Genomic DNA, 16332 nt, shown 5'->3' on the forward strand with positions numbered 1-16332 from the left:
ATCTTACGCTTTCTGTTTGACGTAGCGGCCAGGGGCCGGCTCGATGACCGGGTAGTCCGCGTTGCCGTAGCTCTTGGGTGCAGCCTTCTGCGCGCCGGCGTGTGATGCAAGCCAACTTGACCAATCCGGCCACCAGCTTCCGGGATGCTCCTTCGCACCCTCGAACCACGCATCGGCGGAGTCAGGCAGCTTGGCATTGGTCCAGTGCGAACGCTTGTTGGCGGCAGGCGGGTTGATCACGCCAGCGATATGGCCGGAGGCGCCCAACACGAAACGCCGCTTGCCCTTGAGCAGCGGCACAGAACCATAGGCCGACTTCCAGGGGACGATGTGGTCTTCACGCGAACCGTAGATGTAGACCGGCGCATCAATCTTGCCGAGATCCACTGGCGTACCGTTCACCTTCAGCTTGCCCGGCGTCTTGAGGTCGTTCTGCAGATACGTATGACGGAGGTACCAGCAGTACCACGGGCCCGGCAGGTTGGTGGAATCGCCATTCCAGTACAGCAGGTCGAACGGCGCAGGCGTCTTGCCTTTCAGATAGTTCTCGACAACGTAATTCCAGACCAGATCGTTCGGGCGCAGGAACGAGAACGTGTTTGCCAGCTCCACGCCACGCAGCAGGCCCGGGCCGGTCGGCGCATTCGGGCCGATCGTCTGCTCTCGCATTTCCACCTGGGCTTGATCGACGAAGACGTCGAGAATGCCGGTGTCCGTAAAGTCGAGCAGCGTGGTCAGCAGCGTCAGGCTTGCCGCCGGATGCTGTCCGCGTTCCGCCAGCACGGCCAGGGCGGTCGACAGGATTGTTCCGCCCACGCAAAAGCCCAGCACGTTGATCTGATCCTGCGCGGAGATTTCGCGCGCGACACGAATGGCCTCGATGGCGCCGCCTTCGATGTAGTCGTCCCACGTGCGGGACGCCATGCTCGCGTCCGGATTACGCCACGACACGAGGAACACAGTATTGCCCTGCTCCACGGCATAGCGCACCAGCGAATTGGCCGGCTGCAGATCAAGGATGTAGTACTTGTTGATGCAAGGCGGCACCAGCAACAGCGGGCGCGCATGCACCTTGGCCGTCAGCGGCTTGTATTGGATGAGCTGGAAGTAGTCGTTCTCGAAGACGACGGCGCCTTCGCTGTTGGCGACGTTGCGCCCGATCTCGAACGCTGTTTCGTCCGTCTGCGAGATCTTGCCGCGCTCCATGTCCTGCAGCATGTTGAGGATGCCGGTGCGCAGGGATTCGCCACGCGATTCAATCAGTTGCTTCTGCGCTTCCGGATTGGTCGCAAGAAAGTTGGACGGCGACATGGCAGCCGTCCATTGCGACACGGCAAAGCGCACGCGCTCTCGGGTCTTGGCGTCTGCCTGCACTGCGTCGGCCATTTCCATCAACGTGCGGGCGTTGAGCACGTAGAACGCGGCGGCATAGCCATAGAGCGGGCTCTTGCGCCACGCGTCGTTCGAGAAGCGGCGATCAGATGGCGCTACGGCCTCGGCGCTTTCGCCCGTGCTCATGTGGCGCCAGATCTGAAGCCACTCCTCGAGATATTTCTGCTGGATCTCGGCCAGCCGCTCGTGCGGGATCAGGGCGAAAGGCGCCGCGCCTTCACCCGTCGCTGCGCCGTTGAACTGCCCAAGACCTGGCGCCGCGGCACCAGGTTGTGCGAAGGCGCCCGCAAAGGCTTGCCATTGCTTGAACTGCTCCGCCCACTGCGTTGGGTCCGACAAGCCCTGCAAGGGAGCTTGAGTGTGGGCGCTAGATGCCTTGGATGATGTCGATTGACGCGATGCCATAGTGCCCTCGATCCGACGATATGCGCCGCTCCGGTTGGAACGGCGGCGCAACTCGTAGTATTGCGGGGCATTGTTGCCTTGCCGTTTCAAGACTGTCAATCGGCGTTAGTTAATGATCGGCCGGAAACGCCCAGCCAGCGCGGGTTTTGCCGCGTTCACCGAAAACGGCTCCGACCAAATGGTTAAGCACAGAACCGGGGCTATGGTCCAATTTGCGCAATTTCGTGCGAGACTGCCGCATTGCGCCAATGCCGGGCACCGCTTTTCCCATGTATATCGTCGCCATCGCCTGGCTCTACGTCGTGCTGATGATGTCCTTGACTGAGCAATCTTGGATTGCCGGCATCGGCACATTTGTCTTTTACGGCGTGGCGCCGCTATCGCTCTTCCTGTGGATTGTCGGCACGCCAGCACGCAGGCGACGCCGGAAAGCCAAGGAAGCCGCGCAGGACAAGGCGGACACCACTCCCACGCTGAGCAGCGACGCTGGCGACGGCGCCGCCTGAAGGCTCACTCCGCGCGCCAGATCAGCGTGGCCATGCGCCCCGTGGTGCGCTCCCGGCGGTACGAATAGAAGCGCTCGGCGTCCGTCATCGTGCACAGGCCACCGCCGTACACGTCGGTACAACCGGCGCGCGCCAGCCGCAGTCGAGCCAGCGCGTACAAATCGGCGAAGAACTTCCCCGTGGAGGTGCCTTCCACGAACGCCGCCTCGGTGGCGGGCAATTCGTCGGGCTGCGCGGCGTCGATAAATGCCTGACGCACTTCCGCACCCACTTCAAAACACGATGGCCCGATGGCTGGCCCGAGCCACGCCAGCCACGTCGGATCGGCTTCCTGGCCGCTGGCGCGCAACCGCTGCATCATGGCTTCCAGCGTGCGTTCGATCACGCCGCCGCATAGACCACGCCAACCCGCATGCGCCGCACCCACGGTGACGCCTCGGGCGTCGCTCAGCAAGACAGGCAGGCAATCGGCCGTCATGACCACGCAGACCCGATCCCGCCACGACGCCACCGCAGCATCGGCAACTACAGGCGCCGACGTACCAACAAGTTGATCAAGATCAGCTACACCAGTGCCGTGCACCTGCTCCATCCACGTCGGCTCAGCCGGTAGCGCCGCACGGAGAATGCGGCGATTCTGATCGACGGCGTCGGGCGCGTCACCCACGTGCTGACCGAGGTTCAGGCCGCCGGGCAAGCCGCCAGCCAATCCGTAAGGCCCGACACTGACGCCACCCAGGCGCGTCGTGGCAAGCGCCTTCACATGCGGATGCGCGGGCCAGTCGGGAACGATCCAATCAGTTGATGTCGGCATCAGGATCCATGTCGAGGGCTTCCAGCAGATCGGCGAAATCATCGGGCACGCCGGCTTCCCAATGTACGGATTTGCCCGTGGCCGGATGCACGAGCCCGAGGCGCACCGCGTGCAGCGCCTGCCGCGCAAAAGGCACCGGCAGCGGCGCCTTGATCGTCTGCGGCTGGCCACGCCGGAAGTTGCGCGTATAGACCGGATCGCCCAGCAACGGATGCCCCTCCGACTCAAAGTGCACACGGATCTGGTGTGTCCGGCCGGTCTCAAGCTGGCAGCGCACCAGCGACACCTGGGCGCGCCCGAGGTCGACCACGTCCAGCGTCTTGAAATGCGTCCGCGCCGGCTTGCCGCTGGCCGTCTCGATGATGGCCATGCGCGTGCGGTCGCGCGGGTCCCGGCCGATCGGAGCATCGATCGTGGCTTCTTCGGGCGTTTCGCCCCACACCAGCGCGAGATAAGTCCGCTTGACGGTACGTGCCTGCAATTGGCGCACGAGGTCGGTCTGCGCAGGCAGCGTACGGGCGACCACCATCAGGCCCGAAGTGTCCTTGTCGAGGCGGTGGACGATGCCGGCACGCGGCAACTCCACGGCGTCGGGATAGCGATGCAGCAGGCCGTTGAGCACCGTGCCGCTCCAGTTGCCCGCGGCCGGATGCACCACCAGACCGGCAGGCTTGTTGATGACGAGCAGCGTGTCGTCTTCGTACACCACATCCAGGTCAATCGGCTCGGCGACGAAGGCGTTTTCGTCGGCCGCGCGTTGCGGGACGACTTCGATGCGGTCACCGCCGGAGATGGCCGCACGCGGGCGCACCACCTCACCACGCAGACGAACCGCGCCGGCGTCAATCCATTGCTGCAAGCGGCTGCGCGAATAGTCGGGCAGCAGCTTGGCGAGCGCCTTGTCGAGGCGCTCGCCGTGCATGGCTTCGGGAATCTCTACGATGATCGGTTCGGCACCTGGAGCGGCCCCGGCGGCAGGCAAATCGAGCGCCTCATCGTCGAGGGCGTCTTCCGTCTCCGGCGCAGTGAGGGAAACGTCAGCCAGTGCGTCGTCTGACACAGGGCTTGGGCTATAATGCTTGATGCGATTTTTCATTCAGAAAAGGTGCCCATGTCGGTCACGAGCGTAAAGCAGGCGCGTATTGTTAGTCGAGTCGGCAATCGAATCCGCGCGCAAATCGGAGCAGCGTTGGTGGCAGGCGTTGCATGCCTTGCTATCTCGGCCTGCGGCATCCTGCCGGAACAGCAAGACGAAACGGCTGGCTGGTCAGCCAACAAATTATATTCGGAAGCGAAGGACTCGCTCGACGGCGGCGACTACGCCAAGGCGGTCAAGTACTACGAAAAGCTCGAAAGCCGCTATCCGTTCGGCCAGTACGCTCAACAAGCCCAGATCGAAACCGCCTACGCCAACTACAAGGATGGCGAGACGGCTGCCGCGCTGGCCGCGGTGGATCGCTTCATCCAGTTGCACCCGAATCACCCCAGCGTCGATTACGCCTACTACCTCAAGGGCCTGATCAACTTCAACGACAACCTGGGCTGGCTCGGCCGCTTCTCGAACCAGGATTTGAGCGAGCGCGACCCGAAAGCCGCACGCGCCGCCTACGACGCGTTCAAGACGCTGATCACGCGGTTCCCGAACAGCAAGTACACGCCGGACGCCACCCAGCGCATGCAGTACATCGTCAACGCGATGGCCGAGCATGAAGTGGGCGCCGCACGCTACTACTATCGCCGCGGCGCCTACCTGGCTGCCGTCAACCGCGCGCAGGACGCCATCAAGGATTACGATCGCGCCCCGGCAGTGGAAGAAGCGCTGTACATCATGATGAAGTCGTATGAAGCGCTGGGCATGAAAGACATGCGCGACGACACCGAACGCATCATCAAGCAGAACTATCCGAAGAGCGATTTCCTCGCCTACGGCCAGCGCAAGAAAGACAAGCCCTGGTACCAATGGTGGTAAGCAAGGCTTGAACAGCACAGCAAAAAGCCCGGTCGATTGGCCGGGCTTTTTGTTTGTGCACGCAGATCAGTCTTCAGACCCGCCGGCAGCCGCCTCTTCCGAATCTGGCCGCAGCGAACGCAGAAAATCGGCAGCCGTCTCGGCCTCGCGCGTACGCTTGAACGGCGGCAGGCTCTGCCAGATCTGCCGGCCGTAGTTCTTCTCAACGAGCCGCGGGTCGCAGATCATCAGCACACCGCGATCGGTCTCGGAGCGAATCAACCGCCCTGCGCCCTGCTTGAGCGTGATGACTGCATGCGGCAGTTGGTGCACGGCAAACGGGCTCAGCCCCTTCTTTTCAAGCGCCTCCATGCGGGCGCTCAGCACCGGATCATCGGGCGGGGCAAACGGCAATTTGTCGATGACGACCAGCGAGAGCGCCTCGCCGCGTACGTCCACGCCCTCCCAGAAACTCTGGCTGCCGATCAGCACGGCGTTGCCCAGCGCCCGGAAGCGATCCAGCAATTCCGTACGGCTGGCCTGGCCCTGCACGAGCAACGGGAAATCCCAGCCGCGTTGGGCGAATTCATCCGACAACCGCTCGGCGGCGCGATTCACGGCGCGCAGCGTCGTGCACAGCAGGAACGTCTTGCCGCCCGCCGCTTCAATCAGCGGCAAGGTGGCGCCGAGCACCGCATCGGTAAAGCGCGGATCGCTCGGCTGGGGCAAATCACGCGGCACATACAGCAAGCCTTGCGATGCGTAGTCGAACGGGCTGTCGAGCGTCATGGACCGATCACGGTCCAGGCCCAACTGCGCAGCGTAGTGCGTGAAGTTGCCGCGCACCGAAAGCGTCGCGGACGTGAAGACCCACGCGCGCGGCTGGCCGGCACGCTGACGCGAAAAGATCGGCGCGATCGACAACGGCGTCAGGTGCAACTGCACGGAATTGGCGAATACCTCGACCCAGCGCACACGCTCGTCAACGGGAACCGCACTCTCGCTGTCCGCGCCCGCGTCATCCCCTTCCTTCTTTGGCGCCTTGGGCGGTTTGGGATCGGCCCACGCTTCCAGTTTCTCGCACAGCGCCACCGCACGGCGATGGCACTGCTCGATGGTCTCGGCGCGTTCGGCCTGGGCTTCCAGCGCGCCGGTAAAGTCGGAAAGCGCCTGCTCAAGCTTGGGCAGCACCTCGTAGAACGGCGTGGCAAGGGCCGCATCGTTGTCGATCTGCTTGATCGACAGGCGGGACCCGTCCTGGCGGAAAACGAGGCGCAAATCACGCGCGGCACGCTCCAGCGGCGCGGCAATCGCCACCCAGTCCACCGCATCGCGTGCGTGCGAAAGGCCTTCTGCCACGCTGTCGCGCGCGAGTTCCAGAATCTGGTTCGTAGAGATGGTCTCGCCAAAGAACAACGTGGCGGTTTCTGGCAGCTGGTGCGCTTCGTCGAAGATGATCGTGTTGGCGGCGGGCAGCAACTCCGCCATGCCGGTGTCCTTCAACATCACGTCCGCGAAGAACAAGTGATGATTGACCACCACCACGTCGGCCTGCTGCGCCTCCTTGCGGGCGCGCATGACGAAGCAGTCCTTGTAATACGCGCAGTCCGAACCCAGGCAGTTATCGCGCGTGGACGTCACCAGATTCCACACCGGCGCGTTCTCGGGGACGCTGGCAAGTTCCGCCTTGTCGCCCGTTTTCGTCGTCTTCAGAAACAGGTTGATCTGGCGCAGCCATGCGGCGTCTTGCCGCGAAGAGAGACGCCCGTTCTGCGACGTGCGTTCGACGTGGTAATGGCAGACGTAATTGGCGCGCCCCTTGAGCAACGCCACCGACACCGGCGCATTCAGCGCCTTGCGCACCGTGGGGATGTCGCGCAGGAAAAGCTGATCCTGCAGGTTCTTCGTCCCGGTGGAGACGATCACCTTGCCGCCCCACAGCATCGCGGGAACAAGGTAGGCGTACGTTTTGCCCGTGCCCGTACCGGCTTCGACGATGATCGAATCGGCGGCTTCGATGGCGTTGGCGACGGCCTGCGCCATTGTCAGCTGCGCACTGCGGGGCCGGTAACCATCGATACCTTTGGCCAGCGTGCCGTCGTCGGCGAACAGCGTCGCCAGTTCGGCATGATGGGCATCGGCAGGTACCGAAGCGGCGGGAGCCGAAGCGTCGCCGGCATCGGCGTCGGAGTCAGCCGACGGCTCGGCCAGCGGGGAAAGCGAAGTCAACGCGGAATCCGTGGGGTCAAATGACGGAGGCCGCACGTGATTGCGGCCTCTCAGGATGAAAATCGAACCAACTTTGGGTAGGCGCTAGGCCGGCACGTCCGGCTCAAGCTGCAACTGTAGCAGGGTGATGGTGTCCTTGAGTTTCAGGCGGCGCTTCTTGAGACGGCGCAACTGCAACTCGTCATGATTGGCGGTAGTCGCCAGCCGGTCGATCAGGAAATCGAGATCGCGGTGCTCGATCTGCAATTCAATGATGCGACGCGAGATCGTGTTCAGATCGCTGTCCATCGCTTTCCTCCCGGAAACCCGGCCTTGGCTGAAGTTTAGAACCCCAGCGGACTGGTGTTGTTCTGGTTTTGCTCGTTGCGGCGCTTGGTTTGTTCGCGGCGCTCTTCCAGTTCTTTCTGACGCTTGACGGCGTCTTGCTGCTTTTCCTGGAACTGCCTGGCGCTTTCCGCACGCTTTGCGGCGTTGGCGGCGCCCTGCTCCTGCGCGGCTTTCAGCTTGGCATCGTAATCGGCCTGCTTTTTGGCGGCCGCCTGCGCGTTGGCAGCGCGCTGCGGCGCTTCGGCTTGGCGCTGCGCCTCGTTCAGGCGCTGCTGCTCCTGCTTGCTCGCGAAATCGTTGCGATTCTTCTGCTCGGCGGCTTCGCGCTGGGGCCGTTCGGCGTTGTACTGAGCCTCGCGGATGGCGCGCTCCTGGTCGCGACGGGCAGCGCGATCGGCACGCTCGGCTTCGTCCAGCGCAAGCTCGCGCTCGCGGATGGCGTGGAGTTCCGTGCGACGCACATCCTTCGCCTTGTCGATGCAGCGCGTGACGAGGAATTTGTCGTAGCAAGCGCGTTCGGCCTCGGCGTACCGGTATTCAGCCCACGCTTTGGCGCTGTTGATGCGATCGTGCTCAGAGCCGAAATCGGGCGGGGTGGCGGGCACAGCGGCAGCCGGCGCAGCGGCAGGCTGGGACTGGCTCCATGCGGGCGTGGCAAGCAGCGTGACACTGAGCACGGACGCCGGCAGAACCAGACGAGAAGCGCGGCGCGCGGCAGCGCGGCGACGGGCAGAAAACAGGAGCGTAGGCATAACGTGCATTTTATCACCGCGCCTGTGCGGCAAACGCCGCGCGGCCACGGATTTCAGCTCAGGAACAGGGTTCGCGTTGTGGCAAAATGCGCGGCTTTCCATCGCACTCTCTGGAAGCAATGACTGATTCCGTGTTGCAGAAGATCGTCTCCCGCATCGCCACTGAACTGGCGGTCCGGCCGCAGCAGGTTGCCGCCGCCGTCCAACTACTGGACGAAGGCGCCACCGTGCCGTTCATCGCGCGGTACCGCAAGGAAGTGACGGACAACCTGGACGACACGCAACTGCGCAACCTGGAAGAGCGCCTGCTGTACCTGCGCGAGCTGGAAGACCGCCGCGCGGCCATCCTCGCCTCCATTGAAGAGCAAGGCAAGCTGACGGACGCCCTGCGCACCGCCATCGAGGCGGCCGAGACCAAGCAGGTGCTGGAAGACCTCTACCTGCCCTACAAGCCCAAGCGCCGCACGCGCGCCCAGATTGCCCGCGAATGCGGCCTGGAGCCGCTGGCCCAGGCGCTGCTGGCCGACCCCACGCTGGATCCGCAAACCGAAGCTGCCAAGTTCGTCAACGGCAACCCGACCGCCGACGGCGGCGTGCCGGACGTGAAAGCCGCGCTGGACGGCGCGCGCGACATCCTCTCCGAACAGTTTGGCGAGACGGCTGAGCTGCTCGGCAAGGTGCGCGACCATCTGTGGAATCAAGGCCAGGTTTCGTCGACCGTGGTGGAAGGCAAGGAAACCGCCGAAGAAGAGAAATTCCGCGATTACTACGCGTATAGCGAGCCGATCCGCAACGTGCCGTCGCACCGCGCGCTGGCGCTGTTCCGCGGCCGGAACGCGGGCGTGCTGTTCGTGAAGCTCGGCTTGGGCGAAGAACAGGACGCGATGAACCCGCACCCGTGCGAAATCATGATCGCGCGCCACGTCGGCATCGAAAACAAGGGCCGGGCGGCTGACAAGTGGCTGTCGGACGTGTGCCGCTGGTGCTGGCGCGTGAAGGTACAGCCGCATATCGAAACCGAGTTGCTCACGCAACTGCGCGAGTCCGCGGAAGCCGAGGCCATCAAGATCTTCGGCCGCAATCTGCACGACCTGCTGCTGGCCGCGCCGGCTGGCCCGAAAGCCGTGATGGGCATCGACCCGGGCATCCGTACCGGTTGCAAGGTGGCCGTGGTCGACCACACCGGCAAGCTGCTGGAGACGGCGACCATTTATCCGCACGAGCCGCGTCGCGACTGGAACGGCTCGCTGGCCACGCTCGCCCGGCTGGCGAAGCAGCACGGCGTGGCACTGGTTTCCATCGGCAACGGCACAGCCAGCCGCGAGACCGACAAGTTGGTGCAAGACCTGATGCGCAACGCGCCGGAGCTGAAGCTGACCAAGATCGTGGTGAGCGAGGCCGGCGCGTCGGTGTATTCGGCGTCGGAGCTGGCGGCCAAGGAATTCCCCGAGCTGGATGTGTCGCTGCGTGGCGCGGTGTCGATCGCGCGACGCCTGCAAGACCCGCTGGCCGAACTCGTGAAGATCGATCCGAAGTCGATCGGCGTTGGCCAGTATCAGCATGACGTGAACCAGCGGGAGCTGGCCCGCGCACTGGACGCCATCGTCGAGGATTGCGTCAACGCGGTCGGCGTGGACGTGAACACGGCCTCTGCCCCTCTGCTGGCGCGTGTGTCGGGGCTGAACTCGATCCTCGCCAAGAACATCGTCGAGTACCGCGATGCCAACGGCGCGTTCCCCAACCGCGACGCGCTCAAGAAAGTGCCGCGCCTGGGCGACAAGACGTTCGAGCAGGCCGCCGGCTTCCTGCGCATCAATGACGGCGACAATCCGCTCGACCGCTCCTCGGTGCACCCGGAAGCGTATCCGGTCGTCAAGCGCATCCTGGACAGCATCAAGAAAGGCATCGGCGACGTGCTCGGCAACCGCGAGGCGCTGCGTGGCCTGACCGCCCGTGACTTCACCGACGAGAAATTCGGCCTGCCCACCGTGGTCGACATCCTCTCTGAGCTGGAAAAGCCCGGCCGCGACCCCCGCCCCGAGTTCAAGACGGCGACGTTCCAGGACGGCGTGGAAGACATCAAGGACCTGCAGCCCGGCATGGTGCTCGAAGGCGTGGTGACGAACGTGGCGGCGTTTGGCGCCTTCATCGACATCGGCGTGCATCAGGATGGCCTGGTACACGTGTCGGCGCTGTCGACCAAGTTCGTGCGTGACCCGCATGAGGTGGTCAAGCCTGGCCAGATCGTCAAGGTCAAGGTGATGGAGGTGGATGTGAAGCGCAACCGCATCGGCCTGACGATGCGCCTGTCGGATGAGCCCGGTCAGGCGGCTGCACGCACCGGCGGCGGCGATCGTCCGAGCAGTGGAGGCGGTCGCCACGGCGGCCAGCAACGCCGCGCGCCCGAACCGTCCGGCGCCATGGCAGAAGCGTTCGCCAAGCTCAAACGCTAACGCGCATTCTGTTGAATGGAACCCGCCCGGTTTTTGGACCCGGCGGGTTTTTTCATGGCCGCGTGTGGCCGTTACAAGTCCTTACGCACATGGATCCTTGCTAACACTCATGCGTCGTCGTCCCATCTTTTCGGCCCGTTAAGGAGACACAGGCACGCCGCCTGGGACCCACGAGGAGAAACGCCATGAAGACGAGCCACACCCTGATTGCCGCCCTGCTTGCTGTTGCCGGTACCGCCGCTTTCGCGCAGACCACGCCCGTCCAGCAAGTTCAGCAAGACAATCAGCAGATTCGCCAGGACAACCGTGACATCCGCCACGACAACCGCGATATCCGCCGTGATCGCGCGGACATCGGCGCCGACAAGGCCGCATTGAATGCCGACCGCGCCGCCCGCAACGCCGATCAACGCCGCGAAAACCGTGACCTGGCCAATGGCAACGTCGGGGGCGCCGAATACTGGAACAAGAAGCGCGCCGAAGAGCAGCATGAAGTCAACGCCGAGCGTCGCGACCTGCACCACGATCGCAAAGACCTGCGGCACGACGTGAAGGACCGCAACCACGACGTCCACGCCCGCAACGACGAAGTCCGCGAGCGCAATCACGCCGCTGCAAAGATGTAATTGCAGCGCCGCTCCAACAAACAAAACGGCCCGTGCGTCTCTCTCGCACGGGCCGTTTTGCTATGCAGCGGTAGGTTGATCAGATCTCGACCTTGGTACCCAGCTCCACCACGCGGTTGGCGGGGATGTGGAAAAAGTCCGACGGCTTGGCGCCGTTTTGATGCATCCACGCAAACAGGCGCTCGCGCCACATCGACATACCCGGCAACTTGGACGGCACCACCGACTCACGCGCGATGAAGAACGACGTATCCATCAATTCGCAGCGCGAGCCGATCTGCGGTTGACCGAGTTCGAGCACGCGGTAGACGTCCGGCGTTTCCTTGAAGCCGTATTCCGCCTTGACGATGTAGATGCCGCTGCCGAAATCCCGCACAGACACGCGGTGCTTGTCGTCCACGTACGGAATATCGCGCGTGACGAAGCTGATGAAGATCACGCGCTCGTGCAGCACGCGGTTGTGCTTCAGGTTATGCAGCAGCGACACGGGCACGAATTCAGTGTTACCGGTCAGGAAGACGGCCGTGCCTTCCACGCGATGCGGCGGATGCGCCAGCAGGCCAGCCAGGAACGGCTCCAGCGGAATGCCATCCTCCAGACTGCGCGCACGGACCAGCTTCTTGCCCTTGTACCAGGTCATCAGCAGGAAGAACACGGCGCCGCCCAGCGTCAACGGGAACCAACCGCCATCGCGGATCTTCAACAGGTTCGCCGAGAAGAACGCCATGTCGACCACAAGGAAACACAGGCTCACGAGCGTCACGAGCGCCGGGTGCCAACGCCAGACCGAGCGCATCACCACCGCGGCCAGCACCGTGGTAATGACCATCGTGGTCGTCACGGCAATGCCGTAGGCGGCCGCCAGGTTGTCGGACTTCTTGAACGCCAGTACCACACCAACCACCAGGATCAACAGCATCCAGTTGACCATGGGCACGTAGATCTGGCCGATCTCGGCCTCCGACGTGTAGCGAATGCGCATGCGCGGCACAAAGCCAAGCTGGATCGCCTGGCTCGTCAGCGAGAACGCGCCCGAAATCACGGCCTGCGAGGCAATGACAGTGGCTGCTGCAGCAAGCACCACCATTGGCAGTTGCAGCGCTTCCGGCACCGAACGGTAGAACGGGTTTTCGATGGTGCTCGGGTCGGTCAGCAGCATCGCGCCTTGGCCGAAGTAGTTGAGCAGCAGGCTCGGCGCCACGATAAAGAACCACGCCCAGCGGATCGGGCGTGCGCCGAAGTGGCCCATGTCAGCGTACAGCGCTTCCGCGCCGGTCAGCACCAGGAACACCGAACCGAGCACGATGAACGCCTGCAGCGCATGGTCGTGCAGGAATGAAACGGCGTACATCGGGTTGACGGCCACCAGAATCTGCGGCGCCTTCACCAGATTCATCATGCCCAGCGCTGCCAGCGCGGCAAACCACAGCAGCATCACCGGACCGAACAGCTTGCCCACCACCGACGTGCCGCTGCGTTGGATCAGGAACAGCACCGCCAGAATCACGATCGTGATCGGCAATACAAAGGGGGACAATGCCGGCGCGGCGATTTCAAGACCTTCCATGGCCGACAGGACCGAGATGGCCGGCGTGATGACCGCGTCGCCGTAGAACATGCAGGCGCCGAAGACGCCCAGCATCATCAGGAGCGACATGCGCCTCGAATTGGTATTGGCCGTGCGCAGCGACAGCGCCATCAGCGCGAGGATGCCGCCCTCGCCGTTGTTGTCGGCGCGCATGACGAACAGCACATACTTGAGCGATACCACGATCACCATCGCCCAGAAGAGCATGGAGATGATGCCGAGCACCGCGCCGCTGGAGAACGGAATGCCGTGGTCTGGGCTGAAGCATTCCTTGAGCGAATACAGCGGACTGGTGCCGATGTCTCCGAACACCACCCCGACGGCGCCGACCACCATGGCGCGCAGGTTCACGTTGGTCTGGGGCGACCCGGTTGCTGTAAGAGCTTGACTCATGAACTTGAAAATCGGCCGAAACACTGGCCGCTCAAAAATCGTGCATTGCACAATGAGGGCGGATTGTACTCCCGCCCTCCGTCACGCCAACCCCTCAAACGGGCATTCGTTGCCGCAGTGCATCATGATGCTCAGCGCCCGAGACAAAGCGGCCTGGAACGTCCCAAGAACGTTGCCCAAGCATATAAACAGCCCGACGGAGCACATTGTGCAGCGCCAGTCCCGCGCCTTCAGCAAGCAGACAACATGCGGTGCATGCTGTGCCGCACATAGCCATAAGTAGGACTGCGGCCGACAGAACTTTGTAGGAAAATGCCTGACAAACCTTCATTGCAAACTTTGTTGAACGACTGGCGATCAGCCGCTCGACGCTTACGAAACGGGGACGGCCTTGCCCCACTTATCCATTCGCCTCTTGGGGCGTTCCAAGCCTTCGCTGACCGCACTGATCGTATTGCTGGTCGTTGCCGTCCTATTGTTTGCGATCCCGCGCATGATCCTGCCGTGGGCGCAAGCGGCCTTCATGCAGCAGCTCGACCCGTCCGTGTGGGCTGATTACGCCGGCCCATACGATCTGGCAGCCGCGGTGGTGGCCGCCAGTGGGCTCATCATCTTCCTGCTCCGCCGCTAAGCGCGGCCCGTCCACGTCAGCGCGCCAGCGCCCGCGCGCATTCCGCCACCAGGGCCGGACCGCGATAGATCAATCCCGTATAAAGCTGCACCAGTTGCGCGCCCGCGTCGATCTTCTCGCGCGCATGCTCGCCGGCCAGGATGCCGCCCACGCCAATGATCGGCACCGCATCGCCGAGCAAACCGTGCAAGGCGCGAATCACCCGCGTCGAGGCTTCACGCACCGGCTGGCCTGACAACCCGCCCGTCTCTTCGGCGTGCGCCAGACCGGCCACGGCTTCGCGGCTGATCGTCGTGTTGGTCGCAATCACGCCGTCCATCCTGTGGCGCAGGAGCGCGTCGGCAACGTTGGCAATCTGGTCGTCATCCAGGTCCGGCGCGATCTTCAGCGCCACCGGTACGTAGCGCTTGTGCTGATCTGCCAGACGCTGCTGTGCGTCGCGCAGCGTGCCAAGCAGGCTGTCCAGCTCGCTCGCGCCCTGCAGTTGGCGCAGGTTCTTCGTATTCGGCGACGAAATGTTCACCGTGACGTAGCTTGCATGCGGATACACGCGTTCCAGGCAATGCAGGTAATCGTCGACAGCGCGCTCGATCGGCGTGTCGGCGTTCTTGCCGATGTTCAAGCCCAGCACGCCGCCGGCCTCGCGCCACTTCGATGCCTTTACGTTATTGATGAATGCATCGACACCGCCATTGTTGAAACCCATGCGATTGATGAGCGCATTGGCCGCCGGCAAGCGGAACATGCGCGGGCGCGGATTGCCGGGCTGCGCGCGCGGCGTAACCGTACCGACTTCAATAAAGCCGAAACCGAGCGCGCCGAGCGCATCGATATACGCGCCGTCCTTGTCCAAGCCGGCAGCCAGCCCGACCGGGTTAGGAAACTTCACGCCCATCACCGTGCGCGGCTGCGGCGCTATGCGTGCGCCGATGCAGCCCGAAAGCCCCATCGCGTGCGCCCGCTTGAGCTGGGTCAGCGTGAAGTGATGCGCCTCTTCGGGATCCATCGAAAACAGCAGCGGGCGGGCAAGCGGATACAGGGCGTTGAGCACGGTCGGAATCAAGAGAAGAACGCGAAAGGCGGCATTGTAAACGGCCTGCACGCCGCAATGCATCGCGCGCGCCGCTTTCGAACGTAGCGGCGCACGATATGTCCAATGTGAATCTGCGCTTGGGTTCGCAAGCGCGCTAGATGGGCATCACGCCATCAGCATGCATGCCATACGAGAAAAGTGTTGCATCGCCGCACAGGTCTCGCTATACTCTTTTATTCGACGGACGCGGGGTGGAGCAGTCTGGCAGCTCGTCGGGCTCATAACCCGAAGGTCGCAGGTTCAAATCCTGCCCCCGCAACCAGCCAGAAAGTCGAATGCGTTTCTACGGACGCGGGGTGGAGCAGTCTGGCAGCTCGTCGGGCTCATAACCCGAAGGTCGCAGGTTCAAATCCTGCCCCCGCAACCAGCTAAGTAGAACGGCTCGCTCCAAGACCTGAGCCGAATCATCAAGCCCGCACCCAGCGGGCTTTTTGCTTTTCCGGGCATTGTTTTGCAGGGTTCTACGCGGCGTTTCCCGTGCAACTCAGTCGATACGCGCGCCCCACCCGGTGCCGCACGGGACCGCATCGCCGCGGTGATACACTGAGACATTCCACCCGCGACGATTCCCCATGAAATTCTGTTCCAACTGCGGCCAGTCAGTCGTCTCGCGCATTCCCGCCGGTGACAACCGACTGCGCGACGTTTGCGACCATTGCAATACGATTCACTATGTGAATCCGCGCAACGTGGTTGGCACCGTGCCGGTTTGGAACGATCAGATCCTCCTGTGCAAGCGCGCGATCGAGCCGCGCTACGGCTTCTGGACCTTGCCCGCCGGCTTCATGGAAATCGGGGAAACCACCGCCGAGGCTGCCAACCGCGAAACCCAGGAAGAAGCCGGCGCCAACGTCGAAATCGGCGAGTTGTATTCGGTGCTCAACGTGCCGCACGTGCACCAGGTCCACCTGTTTTATCTGGCCAAGCTGAACGATCTGGATTTCGCGCCAGGTGAAGAAAGCCTGGAAGTCGCACTCTTCAACGAAGCCGATATCCCCTGGGATGATCTGGCCTTCCCGACTGTCATCCACACGTTGCGCTGTTTCTTTGCGGACCGCGCGGCCGGCAAGCTCGCCGACGGCAGCTTCCGCCTCCATACGCTCGACATCTACAAGCCGATGCGCACCGCCGCGATCGACACGCCGGCCACGACGCCTTAACACCCCACCAACGTT

The 16332-nt window shown here is 63.3% G+C and carries 14 protein-coding genes and 2 tRNA genes; 8 read left to right on the plus strand and 8 right to left on the minus strand.

The window, feature by feature from the left end; genetic code table 11:
- Positions 1-3 precede the first annotated feature (3 nt).
- On the minus strand, positions 4-1797 hold the full coding sequence (gene phaC / locus R2669_RS05840) for a class I poly(R)-hydroxyalkanoic acid synthase (protein ID WP_316899204.1): 1794 nt from the start codon (positions 1795-1797) through the stop codon (positions 4-6).
- A gap of 269 nt (positions 1798-2066) precedes the next feature.
- On the opposite strand from phaC, the gene R2669_RS05845 reads away from it, so the two are divergent.
- Positions 2067-2303: a hypothetical protein gene (locus R2669_RS05845; protein ID WP_316899206.1), complete on the plus strand. Its 237-nt coding sequence runs from the start codon at positions 2067-2069 to the stop codon at positions 2301-2303.
- A 4-nt stretch (positions 2304-2307) separates the two neighbouring features.
- On the opposite strand, the gene pgeF is transcribed toward R2669_RS05845, so the two are convergent.
- Entirely contained in the window at positions 2308-3117 is an 810-nt protein-coding gene (gene pgeF / locus R2669_RS05850; protein WP_316899208.1) for a peptidoglycan editing factor PgeF, read from the minus strand.
- Positions 3101-4213 (minus strand): RluA family pseudouridine synthase, encoded by a 1113-nt coding sequence (locus R2669_RS05855; RefSeq protein WP_147217652.1) that lies wholly within the window; start codon positions 4211-4213, stop codon positions 3101-3103. Before R2669_RS05855 ends, pgeF begins: the two co-directional genes overlap by 17 nt.
- Before the next feature lie 15 nt (positions 4214-4228).
- Between R2669_RS05855 and R2669_RS05860 the strand changes: the two genes are divergently transcribed.
- Positions 4229-5086 carry an outer membrane protein assembly factor BamD gene (locus R2669_RS05860; protein ID WP_316899210.1) on the plus strand — a complete coding sequence of 286 codons (858 nt, stop codon included), beginning with the start codon at positions 4229-4231 and terminating at the stop codon, positions 5084-5086.
- 66 nt (positions 5087-5152) lie between these two features.
- On the opposite strand, the gene yoaA is transcribed toward R2669_RS05860, so the two are convergent.
- The 3 genes from yoaA to R2669_RS05875 form a co-directional block, all read right to left on the minus strand.
- Complete coding sequence (yoaA, locus tag R2669_RS05865; protein ID WP_316899211.1) at positions 5153-7294, minus strand: DNA repair helicase YoaA; 2142 nt, start codon at positions 7292-7294, stop codon at positions 5153-5155.
- Between the two features lie 84 nt (positions 7295-7378).
- Positions 7379-7582, minus strand: a complete 204-nt coding sequence (locus tag R2669_RS05870; RefSeq protein WP_004627116.1) for a DUF465 domain-containing protein — start codon at positions 7580-7582, stop codon at positions 7379-7381.
- A gap of 35 nt (positions 7583-7617) precedes the next feature.
- Positions 7618-8382 carry a hypothetical protein gene (locus R2669_RS05875; RefSeq protein ID WP_316899213.1) on the minus strand — a complete coding sequence of 255 codons (765 nt, stop codon included), beginning with the start codon at positions 8380-8382 and terminating at the stop codon, positions 7618-7620.
- Between the two features lie 110 nt (positions 8383-8492).
- Between R2669_RS05875 and R2669_RS05880 the strand changes: the two genes are divergently transcribed.
- Both R2669_RS05880 and R2669_RS05885 read left to right on the plus strand, forming a co-directional pair.
- The gene (locus tag R2669_RS05880) at positions 8493-10826 is read left to right on the plus strand and encodes a Tex family protein (protein WP_316899215.1); all 2334 of its coding nucleotides are present in this window, start codon (positions 8493-8495) and stop codon (positions 10824-10826) included.
- Between the two features lie 185 nt (positions 10827-11011).
- Positions 11012-11452 carry a hypothetical protein gene (locus R2669_RS05885; RefSeq protein WP_027681291.1) on the plus strand — a complete coding sequence of 147 codons (441 nt, stop codon included), beginning with the start codon at positions 11012-11014 and terminating at the stop codon, positions 11450-11452.
- A gap of 79 nt (positions 11453-11531) precedes the next feature.
- Here R2669_RS05885 and R2669_RS05890 read toward each other — a convergent pair whose 3' ends face one another.
- Positions 11532-13433: a potassium transporter Kup gene (locus R2669_RS05890; RefSeq protein WP_316899216.1), complete on the minus strand. Its 1902-nt coding sequence runs from the start codon at positions 13431-13433 to the stop codon at positions 11532-11534.
- Positions 13434-13824: 391 nt separating this feature from the next.
- Between R2669_RS05890 and R2669_RS05895 the strand changes: the two genes are divergently transcribed.
- Positions 13825-14064 carry a hypothetical protein gene (locus tag R2669_RS05895; protein WP_316889313.1) on the plus strand — a complete coding sequence of 80 codons (240 nt, stop codon included), beginning with the start codon at positions 13825-13827 and terminating at the stop codon, positions 14062-14064.
- A 16-nt stretch (positions 14065-14080) separates the two neighbouring features.
- Here R2669_RS05895 and R2669_RS05900 read toward each other — a convergent pair whose 3' ends face one another.
- Complete coding sequence (locus R2669_RS05900) at positions 14081-15115, minus strand: quinone-dependent dihydroorotate dehydrogenase (RefSeq protein ID WP_316899218.1); 1035 nt, start codon at positions 15113-15115, stop codon at positions 14081-14083.
- A 227-nt stretch (positions 15116-15342) separates the two neighbouring features.
- On the opposite strand from R2669_RS05900, the gene R2669_RS05905 reads away from it, so the two are divergent.
- The 3 genes from R2669_RS05905 to R2669_RS05915 all read left to right on the plus strand — a co-directional run bounded on the left by R2669_RS05905 (position 15343) and on the right by R2669_RS05915 (position 16317).
- Positions 15343-15419: transfer RNA gene (locus tag R2669_RS05905), tRNA-Met, on the plus strand.
- 28 nt (positions 15420-15447) lie between these two features.
- Positions 15448-15524 (plus strand) — tRNA-Met (locus R2669_RS05910).
- Positions 15525-15729: 205 nt separating this feature from the next.
- Complete coding sequence (locus tag R2669_RS05915; protein WP_102067332.1) at positions 15730-16317, plus strand: NUDIX hydrolase; 588 nt, start codon at positions 15730-15732, stop codon at positions 16315-16317.
- The last annotated feature ends 15 nt before the right edge of the window (positions 16318-16332 follow it).

The organism is Ralstonia edaphi, assembly GCF_958350185.1.
Taxonomy (GTDB): domain Bacteria; phylum Pseudomonadota; class Gammaproteobacteria; order Burkholderiales; family Burkholderiaceae; genus Ralstonia; species Ralstonia edaphi.

Bases quoted from the DNA above. Each gene is read 5' to 3' on its own strand.
- R2669_RS05875 (WP_316899213.1), bottom strand. From the start codon at position 8,382: ATGCACGTTATGCCTACGCTCCTGTTTTCTGCCCGTCGCCGCGCTGCC.
- R2669_RS05885 (WP_027681291.1), top strand. From the start codon at position 11,012: ATGAAGACGAGCCACACCCTGATTGCCGCCCTGCTTGCTGTTGCCGGT.
- R2669_RS05855 (WP_147217652.1), bottom strand. From the start codon at position 4,213: ATGAAAAATCGCATCAAGCATTATAGCCCAAGCCCTGTGTCAGACGAC.
- R2669_RS05880 (WP_316899215.1), top strand. From the start codon at position 8,493: ATGACTGATTCCGTGTTGCAGAAGATCGTCTCCCGCATCGCCACTGAA.
- R2669_RS05915 (WP_102067332.1), top strand. From the start codon at position 15,730: ATGAAATTCTGTTCCAACTGCGGCCAGTCAGTCGTCTCGCGCATTCCC.
- pgeF (WP_316899208.1), bottom strand. From the start codon at position 3,117: ATGCCGACATCAACTGATTGGATCGTTCCCGACTGGCCCGCGCATCCG.
- R2669_RS05860 (WP_316899210.1), top strand. From the start codon at position 4,229: ATGTCGGTCACGAGCGTAAAGCAGGCGCGTATTGTTAGTCGAGTCGGC.
- R2669_RS05845 (WP_316899206.1), top strand. From the start codon at position 2,067: ATGTATATCGTCGCCATCGCCTGGCTCTACGTCGTGCTGATGATGTCC.
- R2669_RS05890 (WP_316899216.1), bottom strand. From the start codon at position 13,433: ATGAGTCAAGCTCTTACAGCAACCGGGTCGCCCCAGACCAACGTGAAC.
- phaC (WP_316899204.1), bottom strand. From the start codon at position 1,797: ATGGCATCGCGTCAATCGACATCATCCAAGGCATCTAGCGCCCACACT.
- R2669_RS05870 (WP_004627116.1), bottom strand. From the start codon at position 7,582: ATGGACAGCGATCTGAACACGATCTCGCGTCGCATCATTGAATTGCAG.